This window comes from Pseudomonas sp. CGJS7 (assembly GCF_036961695.1).
The window spans coordinates 1-12,186 of sequence record NZ_JBAMDI010000100.1 but is presented as its reverse complement, the minus strand read 5'-3'; the positions used below and the strand labels follow the sequence as shown (position 1 = coordinate 12,186).

8 protein-coding genes and 3 pseudogenes are annotated in these 12,186 nt (G+C 66.1%); 7 read left to right on the top strand and 4 right to left on the bottom strand.

Going from position 1 to position 12,186, the window contains the following annotated elements; translation table 11 throughout:
• Positions 1–79: 79 nt before the first annotated feature.
• Both V7787_RS38625 and V7787_RS38620 read right to left on the bottom strand, forming a co-directional pair.
• Entirely contained in the window at positions 80–424 is a 345-nt protein-coding gene (locus tag V7787_RS38625; RefSeq protein ID WP_336092835.1) for a 5-carboxymethyl-2-hydroxymuconate Delta-isomerase, read from the bottom strand.
• 48 nt (positions 425–472) lie between these two features.
• Positions 473–967 (bottom strand): lipocalin-like domain-containing protein, encoded by a 495-nt coding sequence (locus tag V7787_RS38620; RefSeq protein WP_336092834.1) that lies wholly within the window; start codon positions 965–967, stop codon positions 473–475.
• A gap of 110 nt (positions 968–1,077) precedes the next feature.
• Here V7787_RS38620 and V7787_RS38615 point away from each other — a divergent pair.
• A pseudogene (locus V7787_RS38615) lies at positions 1,078–1,209 on the top strand (LysR family transcriptional regulator); the annotation flags it as partial.
• A 235-nt stretch (positions 1,210–1,444) separates the two neighbouring features.
• Positions 1,445–1,918, top strand: a complete 474-nt coding sequence (locus V7787_RS38610) for a LysR substrate-binding domain-containing protein (RefSeq protein WP_336092867.1) — start codon at positions 1,445–1,447, stop codon at positions 1,916–1,918.
• A gap of 25 nt (positions 1,919–1,943) precedes the next feature.
• Here V7787_RS38610 and V7787_RS38605 read toward each other — a convergent pair whose 3' ends face one another.
• Complete coding sequence (locus V7787_RS38605; RefSeq protein WP_336092833.1) at positions 1,944–3,320, bottom strand: sensor histidine kinase; 1,377 nt, start codon at positions 3,318–3,320, stop codon at positions 1,944–1,946.
• Between the two features lie 376 nt (positions 3,321–3,696).
• Here V7787_RS38605 and V7787_RS38600 point away from each other — a divergent pair, with 376 nt between their 5' ends.
• The 3 genes from V7787_RS38600 (at position 3,697) to V7787_RS38590 (ending at position 9,553) form a co-directional block, all read left to right on the top strand.
• On the top strand, positions 3,697–3,960 hold the full coding sequence (locus V7787_RS38600; RefSeq protein WP_336092832.1) for a hypothetical protein: 264 nt from the start codon (positions 3,697–3,699) through the stop codon (positions 3,958–3,960).
• A 194-nt stretch (positions 3,961–4,154) separates the two neighbouring features.
• Positions 4,155–6,275 carry a S8 family serine peptidase gene (locus V7787_RS38595; protein WP_336092831.1) on the top strand — a complete coding sequence of 707 codons (2,121 nt, stop codon included), beginning with the start codon at positions 4,155–4,157 and terminating at the stop codon, positions 6,273–6,275.
• 347 nt (positions 6,276–6,622) lie between these two features.
• Positions 6,623–9,553 carry a winged helix-turn-helix domain-containing protein gene (locus V7787_RS38590; protein ID WP_336092830.1) on the top strand — a complete coding sequence of 977 codons (2,931 nt, stop codon included), beginning with the start codon at positions 6,623–6,625 and terminating at the stop codon, positions 9,551–9,553.
• Between the two features lie 13 nt (positions 9,554–9,566).
• Here the strand turns inward: V7787_RS38590 and V7787_RS38585 are convergent, their stop codons facing one another.
• Positions 9,567–9,953, bottom strand: coding sequence for a hypothetical protein (locus tag V7787_RS38585; protein WP_336092829.1), 387 nt, complete (start codon positions 9,951–9,953; stop codon positions 9,567–9,569).
• Between the two features lie 660 nt (positions 9,954–10,613).
• On the opposite strand from V7787_RS38585, the pseudogene V7787_RS53215 reads away from it, so the two are divergent.
• Positions 10,614–11,324 (top strand): annotated as a pseudogene (locus tag V7787_RS53215) (ESPR-type extended signal peptide-containing protein); the annotation flags it as partial.
• Between the two features lie 33 nt (positions 11,325–11,357).
• A pseudogene (locus V7787_RS38580) lies at positions 11,358–12,186 on the top strand (hemagglutinin); the annotation flags it as partial.

Genomic DNA, 12,186 nt, shown 5'->3' with positions numbered 1-12,186 from the left:
GGTGCCACCGGCGCCAATTGCCCCCACCGCCGGGCCTGCAGGCGGCTTCCGGCCCATTGCGACCCTGCGCGGCGAAGAGTTACATCATCGCCCGATTGAAGTAGGTCGCCCGCTCGAACTCGGCGATATTCACGGCGATGCGCGGCAGCGACGGAAACATCTCGGCCAACTCGCCGACGATGGCCCTGGACAAGGCGGCGCGCTGTTCGACGCTGCGGCCCTGCATGATCCAGGCGAAGGTATGGATGAAATCCTCCCGGCCGCCGCCGACGGCATAGGTTTCGAAAGGGTTGATGCGGACCTTGATGTCCGATTCTTCGAACAGACCGGTCGAGTTCGCCACGCGGTGCACGCGGGCGATGATCGATGCTTGGTCGTGAATCCGAAGCAGTTCCTGAGAGCAGTCGACTATGAAATGCGGCATGGTGGTTGCATGGATTCGAAGGTGAATGATGGACGCATGAGGCAAGGCTCAGTCGAGCCTGCGCCACACGGAGATCGGGACGCTCCCATCCGCCCGCGCCGGCACTTCGTAACGCAATTCGGTGCCGTCTAACGTGTACTGGCGCTTCTGCGTGGTGCCTTCCCAGTTGGGGAACGACGATCCCTCGATCGAGAACTCCAGCGCCCCGGCCTGCGGGTCGATAGTCACCGAACCATAGTGAGTGCTGCTGCCCATGACCGCCGACTTGAACTCATCGGCGCTGCCGTCGGCCTTGTTGTCGCCGGCGAAACGCGGGCGTTCGGACTTGAAGATCTGCAGCGAATACCGGCCCTGGCCATCGACGACCAGCCGGCCTTTCGGGTTCTGCCCGTAATCCCGCGCGGTTTCGCCGTTCGGCAGGCGTTTGTCCGCGGCGACCAGGGTCCAGGTGCCTTGCAGCGGGAACGCGGGCGTCGGCACCTGCGCATCGCGCGCGGCCAGCCCGGTGAGCGCTGCGACGAATACGCCGAGCAGTGGTTTCATCGCGGTAAGTCCTTGGGGTTGGGATCGACCGGACCCATCCTAGGCCGCTTGATCGATATCCAAAACGCATTTACAAGGATATCTGTCATTTAAAAAACGAATCTAAGCCGATGAAGGCGATGGACGTGGATGCGGTCAGGGCGTTCCTGCTGGCCGCCGACCTGCAGAGCTTCACCCGGGCGGCCGATGTGCTCGGCACCACCCAGTCCGCGGTCAGCATCAAGCTGCGCCGGCTGGAGGAGCAGCTTGGCCGCCGCCTGCTGGAGCGCACGCCGCGGCATGTGCGTCTGTCGGTCGAGGGCGTGGCGTTTCTCGGCGTGGCGCGCGAGCTGGTGTCCTCGCACGACCGCGCGGCCGCGGCTTTCGAGACCGAACAACGGCGCTTGGCGATCGGCATCAACCAGCAACTGATCGGCAGCGAACTGCCTTTCCTGTTGCGGCAGATGCGCGAACACGATCCGAGCCCTGCTGGTGGAAATGCGCATCGCCGGCACCAACGAGCTCATGCGAGCGCAGGAGCGCGGGGAGCTCGATGCGGTGCTGGTGCTGCGCCCGGAGGATCGCGGCAAGCGCGGCAAGATCGTGTTCGCCGAATCCTTCGCTTGGTTCGCGGCCGCCGGCTGGCAGCCGCGCCCGGGTCAGCCGGTGCCGCTGGCGACCCAGGGCGAGTCGTGCCGGATCCGCGCCGAGGCGGTGCGCGCGCTCGACCGCGCCGGGATCGAGTGGCGCGAAGTCTTCGTCGGCAAGGGCGCCGCGATCCTCGGCGCCGCCGCCGTCGGCGGCCTCGCGGTGGCGGTATTGGCGCGGCGAGCGGCGCCGCCGGGCACGGTCGACGTCGGCGGGCTGCTGTCGCTGCCGCCGATCCGCTCGCAGGACGTGATGCTCTACAGCAACCTCAGCGATCGGCGGTCGCGCGATGCGTTGCGGGTCCTCACCTTGGCGTTCCAGTGAAGCGATGCGGCTTATGGCCGCAAGGCTACCTATCGCTACGTGGGGGGGACATGCGGGCATCGCTCGGCGCGGCTTCGGGTGAGAAGCTCAATCTCGCAACGGCCCCGCGTTCGGCACCGGGTCCGATGGCGATGCGCCAATCGTAGAGCTCGCACAGCCGGCTCACGATCGAAAGCCCGATGCCGCCGCCTTGGGATCCGCCGACGTGGGTGCCGCGGTAGCCGCGGCGGAACAGATTGTCGGCGTCGTCCTGGCTGAGTCCCGGGCCGGAGTCGACGACTTCGACGTAATCCGTGCCGATGCGAATGACGACCTCGCCCGCGGGGGTGTACTTGATCGCGTTGGACACCAGATTCCCCAGCGCGACCGCGACGGTCGCTTCCGGCGCGGTAACGAAGGTCTGGCGGTTTCCCTCGATCCGTAGCCTCAGCGGCTTTCGCGCCAACTGATGCCGATGCGCGTCGATGAGTTGCTCGGCGACCTTCGCCAGGTGGGTCCAACCCCCGCTGCGCTCGTTACGCGACAGCAGCAACAGCGCGGCGATCAGGTCCGAGCATTGTTGTTCGGCCCGTTGAATCCGTTGCAGCCGGCTCTGCAGCGACGGATCCAGATCGGTGCGGGCGAGCAGCAGTTCGGTCGCGCCTTTGATCACCATCAGCGGCGTGCGCAGTTCGTGGCTGACATCGGCGTTGAACTCTTTGTCGCGTTCGACCACTTCGGTCAGCCGTTCCGCGTAGTCGTCGAGCGCGTGCGCCAGGCGCCCGACCTCATCGTCGGAGAAGTGTTGCGCCAGCGGCGAAGCATGGTGAGTGCGGCCCATCGCATGCACGCGGTTGACCAGATCCGACACCGGCCGTATGACCTTGGACGCGGACCACAGCCCGACCAGCAGCGACAGCAAGCTGAAGCCACCGACCAGCGCGGCGATGATCCATTGCTGGCTGCTTCGGCTGTTCGCGGTCCGGGTCAGGTCGTAGGCCAGGAAGAACCAATATTCGGAATCCTTGCGGACAGCCAGGCGGTAAACGAACGGACGGCCGTCTTGTTCGCCGTGCATCTGGTAGACGCCGTTGTCCAGTTCGGCCCAGTCCGGTTGCAGGTTCGCGCGCTTGTTCGGGCCGACCACCATCCCGCGGATTTCGTCGAGAGGTTCGACTATTTCCGATCGGTCGAGATAGAACTTTGCCGCGTAGCTGTCCAGATTTCGGGTCAGCGCCCGTCCTACGAGCTGATCTTCCACGCGCGCGCTGGCATAGATCGCGAGCAGACCGAACAGGGTAGTAAGCAATAGGCCCAGCGCGAAGAAGGACAGTACGATCCTGCCGCGAAGACGATGGCGATAGCGATGTCGGCCGGGTCGCGTTGGAGCCATTCGGTTCGGTTCGGGAGCAGATCTTCGCATCGCCCAGCGGCGATGAGGGCGGAATGTGTGTCGATAGAGAAGCGGTCGGCCGGTTGCGCCGAGGTCCGCAAATCGTGCAGGCGAGCAGGTTGGGTGTCGTTGTCTTAACCCGGAATTAGCCCTGTCACACTTGCGCCTTCTCCAATTGCAGAACTATCGCACGGCATGGCGGCGAGTTCTGCTTCGCATGAGCGGCGATAGCGAAATCACCGGCATCAACGAGTGTGATTCGTTTACTTCATTTCCAAATTTCATGGCGATTTTTTGATCTGCGTCGCATTTTGTTGGATAGGATTTCCTCACGCCGCTACGTCGAATCGTTGTTGGTTCGGAAACGACGGCGCTATCCAACGATGCTCGTTGCATGGGAGGGCTTATGGAACTGTTCGACTACAACCGGAATGCGGATGCGGACGTCGCGGCAGGCGCGTTCGCCGCGGATCGCTTGGCCGAAGCGACAGAAGTGAAGGTGCTGCACGCCACTTTCGTCGACGACCGCGATCCCGCGACCTGCGTGACCTTGATCGTGCACAGCGAGTCGATGGAAGAACGCACGATCGCGGCGCTGCACCAGGCTTGTCTGGAGGCAGTCAGGCGCGTAAGCAGCCGGATCGGCACCGATGGCGACGCCGTGGGGTGACGCGGTAGGCGCTGGAGACTGAACGCAAGTCCGCTGCCGATAGAAAAAATAGAAATAAAAGATATCCCGCTCATCGCCGACGGTGAGCGACTTTCGTAGATAGCAGACACCGGCCGTTCGGATTGTCCGCATGCAGAGCCGGAGCGCGGAGCCTCGGGGGCTTCGTTATGTCCAAACTTTCGAAGGGGTGTCAGATGTCCGCTCTATCCAACACAGTCTTGCGCAAGAATGTACTGGCCGCGACCACGGTGCTGGCGTTGTCCGCGTTGGCGGCGCCCGCCGCCCACGCCGGCCGGGTCGATCTCAATGGCCTGGATGCGCCGCAGGGTTACGAGGGCTTCATCGTCAAATACCGCAGCGGGTCGGCGCAGCGCCGCGACAGCCGCGCGGTCGCGGACGCGCTGCGGCAGAGTCTGCGCGCCAAGATCGCCGGCCGGCTGTTGCAGATCAAGCATGTGCGCCGCCTGCCGCTGGGATCGGATCTGGTGCGCGCGGAGCAGTCGTTGAACCGGACCGACGCCGAAACGCTGATGCGTCAGCTGGCGGCCGATCCGAACGTCGAGTCGGTCCAGCTCAATCGCTTGTGGACCCATGCGATGGAACCGAACGATCCCCGTTACCCGCAGCAATGGCATTACTTCGGCCCCAACGGCGCGCGCGTGAACACCGCCTGGGACCGGGCGTCCGGCGCGGGCACCGTGGTCGCGGTGGTCGATACCGGCATCACCCCGCAGGTCGAATTGAGCGCCGCCAACAATCTGCTGCCCGGGTACGATTTCGTCAGCAGCGCCCAACGCGGCCGCGACGGCAACGCACGCGACAACGATCCCAACGACGAAGGCGACTGGTTCGCGGCGGGCGAATGCGGGCAGGCGCAAGGACGCAATTCGACTTGGCACGGCACCCACGTGGCCGGCACCGTCGCGGCGGCGACCAATGACGGCGTGGGCGTGGCGGGCGTAGCGCGCGGCGCGCGCGTAGTACCGGTCCGCGTTCTGGGCATGTGCGGCGGCTCCACGGTGGACATCGCCGACGGCATCCTGTGGGCGGCTGGTATTCATGTCGACGGCGTTCCCGACAACCCGAATCCTGCCGAGATCATCAACCTGAGCCTCGGCGGTTTGACCGAGGACGGTTGCGACGCCACCTACCAGGACGCGATCGACCGCGCGGTGGCCACCGGCGCCACCGTCGTGGTGGCCGCGGGCAATTCCAATGTCAACGTCTCGCGTTTCACTCCGGCCAATTGCCGCAACGTGGTCGCGGTGGCCGCCACCGATCAGAACGGAGATCGCGCGTTCTACTCCAATTACGGCGCCACCCTCGACATCGCCGCGCCCGGCGGCGAGAACTGCAGCCCGCAGAATCGGTTCCTGGCGCTGAATCAGAGCCCTGTCGGCACCTGCGTGCGTCAGCACGATGAGCAAGGCGTGTGGTCGCTCGGCAACGCCGGTCTGCAGCGGCAGGGGGCGGCGACGTTCACTTCGATGAGCGGCACCTCGATGGCCGCGCCGCATGTGGCCGGCGTGGTCGCGTTGATGCAGTCCGCGGTCGTCCGGCCGTTGTCGCCGGCGCAGGTCGAACAAGCGCTGAAGGATTCCAGCCGCGCCATCGCCGCGGCGAATTGCCCGGGCGGCTGCGGTGTGGGCCTGCTCGATGCCAATGCGGCGGTGGCGGAAGCCATCCGCATCGGTGGCGGCGTCGGCGGCAACCTCGCGCCCAAGGCCGATTTCACCGTGCAGGTGGCCGGGCTGACCGCGACCTTCGCCGATGCTTCGACCGACTCCGACGGCGCGATCGTCTCGCGCAGCTGGAACTTCGGCGACGGCAGCGCCGTTTCTTCCGCGGTCAATCCCAGCCATGCCTACGCCGCCGCGGGCACCTATCAGGTCGCGTTGACGGTCACCGACAACACCGGCGCCAGCCACACCAAGACCGTGCCGGTGACGGTCGCGGCCACCAACGGCGGGCCGCAGGTCTACAGCAACGCCGCCGATTTCCCGATTGCCGATCTGGTTACTGTGGACAGTCCGATCACGGTGAGCGGCCGCAGCGGGCTGGCGCCGAGCAACGCCAAGCTGACGGTGGCGATCGAGCACAGCTACCGCGGCGATCTGAAGGTCGATCTGGTCGCTCCGGACGGTTCGGTGTATCTGCTGAAGAACTACAACGTCAACGACAGCGCCGACGACGTGCGCATCGCCACGAACTTGAATCTGTCGAGCGAGGCGCTGAACGGAACCTGGAAGCTGCGCGTGCGCGACAACGCGCGCAACGACATCGGCAAGATCGACAGCTGGAGCATCCAGTTCTGATCGATCCGAAGCGATCGGGTTATGCCTGCGACACGGCCCCGGTTACCGGGGCCGTGTTGTGTCCGTCGTTCGTGCCGACGCCGCGTCCGGATATCGACGTCGTCGGCGCTGAACCGATCTTTGCGGTATTTGCCGCTGATGTCGGTTGAAGTCGGCGGTATCCGGATGCGCGAAACCGTTCGCAATTTCAGCGAAATTTTCCCGGCGTGCGTACTTGTGGGGCCGCGGTGCGCGCCACATGATTGCCGCGCTGTTGGCCACGGCGCACACGCGTCCGGCCGAGACCGCGCCCTCGCACACGATCCCGAATTCGCCAGCGCCGCCGCGGCCGCAAGAATGGAAGCTAGATGACCACGCCATGGCCCGCCGAGGCGCAATACCTGCAACTGACCGATGTGATCGTCGATCTGCGCTTCCGGCGGTTGCAATTGGACGGCCGCAACGTGGAACTGCCGCAGCGCGTGTTCGACCTGATGCTGCTGTTCCTGAGTGAGCCGCACCGGTTGCATACGCGTGCGGCCCTGTTCGAACGGTTGTGGCCCGGCACGGTGGTCGAAGACACCAATCTGTCGCAGAACGTCTGGCTGCTGCGCAAGGCGCTCGGCGCGGAGCGAAAGTCGTGGATCCGCACCATCGCCAAGTCCGGTTACGTGTTCGAACCGCCCTGTACGGTGGGTTGGCTGGAGCGAACGCCCGCGGAGTCGGAGCCGGGCGATGCCGAGAGCGGCGTGGACGCCAGCCAAGCCGTCGCCGAGGCGATCGAGCTCGAACCGACGCCGTCGGAGCAGGCCAGTGCCTGCGCTTTATCCGCCGCCGCCTCGGAGCTTGCGCCGGCGCCATCGGCGTGGCGGCGCGAATCTAATCTCGCCGCGGATCGCCCCGTCGCATCGACATGGCGGCCGAACCCCCGGCAACTGCGCTGGGCGGTGACGATCGGCGCCTTGCTGATCGCGGCCATCGCCGCGCTCGTGTTGTGGCGGCAGACGCGTCAGCCCGCGGGCCGCTCGGTGGCGTTGGTGATGATGCAGGACGGCGCCGGCTCATCGTCCTGGCCGGCCAAACTGTTGCAGCAATGGCTGTGGTGGAAACTGGACAGCCTGCCCGAGGTGACGCTGCTGAGCGAAAGCGATGTCGCCAGCGACCGCGGTGCGGCGCCGGTCGACGTGGTGTTTCTGTCGTCGGTGCGCGTCGGCGATTCCAACGAGTTGGAGTTGCACGCGCGCCTGCTCAAGGACGGCAAGGAAGAACGTCTCGGCGGCGTCGCCGATCCAGCCGAAATGCCCGCGCTGGTGGATTCGCTTTCCGGCCGGATCGTCGCGGACTTGCTGCCGGAGCGGGCGGCGCCGTGGCCGAAACTGGAGGTGGGTGCGGACACCGCCGAACGTTATGAAGGCTTCGCCCGCGCATTGGATCGTCGCGATTGGATGACCGCCTCGCTGCTGGGCAAGGACATCGTCGAGCGGGCGCCGCGATTCGCGCTGGCGCGATTGCAGTTGGCCGACGCGCTGAATCAGCTCAGCCAGGCCAACGCGGCGATCGAGCATCAGCGCATCGCCGCGCAACTGCTGCAAGACGCGCCGGCCGATGCGGTCGCTGCGCTGGCCGCCCGGCAGCAGGCGATGCGGGCTGAGGGCACCGATCGGGCCGTGAGTTTTTACTCCGGCTTGCTGGATCGCTATCCCGACAAAGCCGATTACCGCCTGAAGCTCGCCGAACTGTTGATCCAGGTCGGACAGTACGAGCGAGCGTTGAGCTATCTGGACGATGCGCACGGCCGCAGCGACGGCTTGGGCGCGCGCATCGGCAAACGCCTATTGCGCGCGCAAGCCTTTGCCGGCCTGGGCGATCCGGTGCGCATGCGCGCCAGCGCGATCCAGGCGCAACAACTGGCCCGGGATGCGGGCGCCGGATGGGAGTCGGAGCAAGCGCAGGCTTGGTTGTTGCGCGGCAGGGCCGAGCACTCTCAGAACCCCGAGCGCCGTTCGGCCTCCGCTTTCCAGCAGGCGGCGACGCTCTATCGCCGAACCGGCGACGCGACCGGCGAGCTGTACGCCGACTACCTCGCGCGCATGGCCATCGAGCCGGGCGTGGACGTCGACGCCGAACTGGCGGTGCTGTTGGCGCGGGCCAATGCCGGCGGCCACCGGCGGCTGGAAGTGCTCATTCTGATCGCCAATGCCGATCACTACTCGGTCGCGGGCGACGCGGCGGCGTATTACTCGCGCTTGCGCCAGGCCGCGGCCATCGCCGTGGCCTCGGGCGACCCGGTCTTGATCGGGAAAGTGAACATGCGCTTGTTGAACGTCGAGATTCTGGCCGGACGGCTCGACCGCGCCGCCGAGATCGCGCGGCGACAGCGGCCATTGGATCTGCGCGGCAACACCCGCGTGTTTCTGGATCAGAACACGGCCGCGCTGGCGCTGATTGAAGGCGATGCCGAGCAAGCCTTGCAGATCATGGCCGCGACCGAACGTCTGCTGCCGCCGAGGACGCCCGGGCAGCGCGAGTCCGAAGCCAGCGCGCAGATCGCCTGTGTGCGCGCCGATCTGCTGCTGCCGCTCGGCCGCCTGGAACAGGCGCGCGAGATGCTGACGCGCTGCCGGCAAGGGCAACGATGGGCCTTGCAGTTTTATGCGCCGTCGCTGGAGAGCCACATCGAATGGCTGGCCGGCGACCGGCGGCGTTCGACGGTCTTGCTCGACCAAGCCGCGGCGGCGGCGTCGACGACGACGGCGCCCGACCGTTGGTTGAACGCGATCGAAGTGGCCAGACTGGCTACCCGCTTGGGCGACATCGCACGTTCCGAACGGCTGTACGCCGAGGTGCTTCCGCAAGTGCGTTCGGCCGGCTACGGTTTTCTGGTGGGCCTGACGCTCACCGGGATGGCGGAGAACGCGGCCGCCCGCGGCGACCTGGACGGCGGCGACAAGATCGCCGCGCAGGCGCGTCGGACGCTTCCGGACAACGCGTGGATCATTTCCAGCCGTTTGGATCTGCTGGCCGTTTTCGCTGCGCGCCAGCGCGGCGACATGGCTGCGGCCAACGTTCTCGGCGCGCGCCTGCATCGGCGCGCACGCGAACTGAACGATGTCGTGGTCGAACTGCAATTGCACCAACTGCTGGGGCCGGAGTCGTTGGAGCGCGGTTGCGGCGCGGATGAGCGCGAAGCCTTGATCGCCCGCACCGGCATGCGCGGCGCGCGCATGGATTGGTTGCCGTCGGCGAACGCCGCCCGGGCGGACGCGGGGCGGCGATACGGCGGCGCGATCGGCCGCTGACTCGGGATCGATATCAGAGCGAGTGCGCGCGGCGCGATTCCTGCAGATTCGCCGTCAACAACGACAGCAGTTCCTCCGAGCGCCCCGCGGCATACATTTCGAAGCCGGTGCGGTAATAGAACTGCGGCAGCGGATAATTCATGAACCAGTAAATCATCTGCTCGGGCGTGGGGTGGTATTCCCGCGCGGCCGACAATACCCGGGCCAGATTGCGCAGGCTGCGTTGCATTTTCGCCGTGCCCTGGTGGTCGCGGATGATGACGTTTCCATTGGGGTTGGAAATGGCGGTCAGGTCCTTGGCGCGGATGCCCAGAACGTCGATCACCCGCTTCGGGGAGATATTCGGCGTTCCCGGGGCGCGCAGGGACGCCATAAAGGCTTCGAATTCGGATTCGGTCACGGCGGTGCCTTCAATCGGATAGGGGGGCGTTCGCGCCGCCGGGGGCGGGCGCGGGCGGTGCCGGCCCGAGGGCGGCGGTGGCGCACCGGCGCCGGGGCCACCCCGGCGCGGCCGCCCGGCAGCGAACTTGCGATAGCCGATTGGGCCTTCTCGACGGATGAAATGCTTGAACCTGCGTATCTTTTTTTTCTTAGTTCAAGTTGAAAGGCGATCTTCATCACCTTTTTTTGTGAGATGGGTCGCACTTAGTTGTGCCATAAATCATTGAATCATATGCCTGACCCTTCCGCGGTCACGCAATGGCGGCCGTGCGGCCGGTAGCGATTTGCGGGCGTCAAACGGCCGGCAAGGAAATAACAAAAAATTGATATCTCCTTACATGCCCGCCCCGGACCGGCTGCCTAATCTGGCTCCAGCAGGGGAGGACGGTCCGCACGGCGGACGCCGATCGGTCGTTTCGGTCGCAGCGCGCAAGGGAGTTGATCGGGATTATCTACGCGGGTGTTTTCGCGGATCCCATTAACCCGCAGCGCCCACCCAACCCCTAACACGACACGGTTTGTCCTTAATCGGACGGTTTAACCGCGGGCGAATATCGGTCGCCGATCGATATTCATTCTATTGCTGTCGATTCGCCGGCACGGCGAGAGGGAACGACCGATGAACTTTATTTTCTGCAAGGTATGGAGCAAGCGGCTGGGGACTTGGGTAGTCGCTTCGGAATTGGCTAAGGGCGGTAAGAAGAAATCCCGCTCAAAGGCGGCTGGAGCGGCGGAGTCCGCGGTGGTGTTCTTGGCGCTGCTGGGCGCCGCGCCGCCATTGTTCGCGCAGGCCATCGATTGCTACACCGATAACCAGGCCGGTTCGTTCAGGTGCGGCCATCTCAGTTCCGTTCCTACCGGGGTTACGACTTATGGGGCCGCGATCGGATACGGAGCGCAGTCCAAGGCCGCGTTCGCGACGGCTGTGGGCGGTAACGCCAGCGCCGACGAGCAGAACGCGACTGCCATAGGTAGCTATTCCAAAGCATCGGGACAACACTCCACAGCTCTGGGACAAAGCGCCAAGGCGGAGAGCACCAGCGCTACTGCGCTGGGTTATTCGGCCGCTGCTAGCGGAACATATTCCACTGCGGTAGGCACTTGGTCCAAGGCGGTCGGTTCGGAATCCATCGCCGTCGGCGAAAACGCCAACGCAACCGGGGCCGGAGCCGTCGCTCTGGGCGGTTCCTTTAGTGCGAGTTCCGCGGCGCAAGCTACCGCTGCCGACGCCATCGCGATCGGGCGTCAATCCGCCGCCAGCACGGCCGGTAGCGTCGCTGTCGGTGGCCAAGCCAAGGCCACGGCCACGAACACCACGGTCCTGGGTTTTGGCGCGTTCGCAAACCAGTCCTGGGGCTCGGCCATGGGTTACCAAGCCGAAGCCTCGGCGGTAGGCGCGTTGGCTTTGGGCGCGCAGGCCTTCTCGCGCGGCGGCAACGCGACCGCGCTGGGTGCCGGGACCCGAGCGATCGGCGTAGGCAGTAGCGCCTTCGGCTATGGCTCATGGGCCACCGGCGCGGGCTCGATCTCCATCGGCGGCGAGGCCAACGGCACCAATCCGGGCGATACCGGCCCGAACGTGAACTCCACTAACGCCGCGGCGGCCGATGCCATCGCGATCGGCAGCCAGGCGCGGGTCAACGCGACCACCAGCACTTCGGGCATTGCCATCGGTCGCGGCGCCAACGTCAATGGCGCCTACGGCATCGCTCAGGGCGATGGCGTGGTGTCGGGCGCGATCGGTCAGAACGTGGCGATCGGTTCGGGCAACACCACTGCCAATTCCTCCACCGCCGCCGGCGGCGCGGTCGCCATCGGCCGCGGTCAGACCGCCACCGGCAACGGCGCGGTCGCCATCGGCGATCCCAACACCGCCACCGGCACCGGCGCGATCGCGCTCGGCGCGGACAACACCGCCAACGGTCAGGGCGCGCTCGCTCAGGGCAACCTCAACAACGCCACCGGCCAGGGCGCGTTGGCTCTGGGCAACGGCAACACCGCCAACGGTCAGGGCGCGGTTGCGCTCGGCAACGCCAGTTCGGCCTCCGTTGCCGGCGCCGTGGCATTGGGCGACGGCGCGTCGGCTTCCGTCGCGCGCAGCGTCGCGTTGGGCAGCGGTTCGACCACGGCTGCCGCGGTCGGCACCGCCAGTACCGTGATCCGTGGCACCACCTACAACTTCGCCGGCACCA

Bases quoted from the DNA above. Each gene is read 5' to 3' on its own strand.
- V7787_RS38625 (WP_336092835.1), bottom strand. From the start codon at position 424: ATGCCGCATTTCATAGTCGACTGCTCTCAGGAACTGCTTCGGATTCAC.
- V7787_RS38620 (WP_336092834.1), bottom strand. From the start codon at position 967: ATGAAACCACTGCTCGGCGTATTCGTCGCAGCGCTCACCGGGCTGGCC.
- V7787_RS38610 (WP_336092867.1), top strand. From the start codon at position 1,445: ATGCGCATCGCCGGCACCAACGAGCTCATGCGAGCGCAGGAGCGCGGG.
- V7787_RS38605 (WP_336092833.1), bottom strand. From the start codon at position 3,320: ATGCGAAGATCTGCTCCCGAACCGAACCGAATGGCTCCAACGCGACCC.
- V7787_RS38600 (WP_336092832.1), top strand. From the start codon at position 3,697: ATGGAACTGTTCGACTACAACCGGAATGCGGATGCGGACGTCGCGGCA.
- V7787_RS38595 (WP_336092831.1), top strand. From the start codon at position 4,155: ATGTCCGCTCTATCCAACACAGTCTTGCGCAAGAATGTACTGGCCGCG.
- V7787_RS38590 (WP_336092830.1), top strand. From the start codon at position 6,623: ATGACCACGCCATGGCCCGCCGAGGCGCAATACCTGCAACTGACCGAT.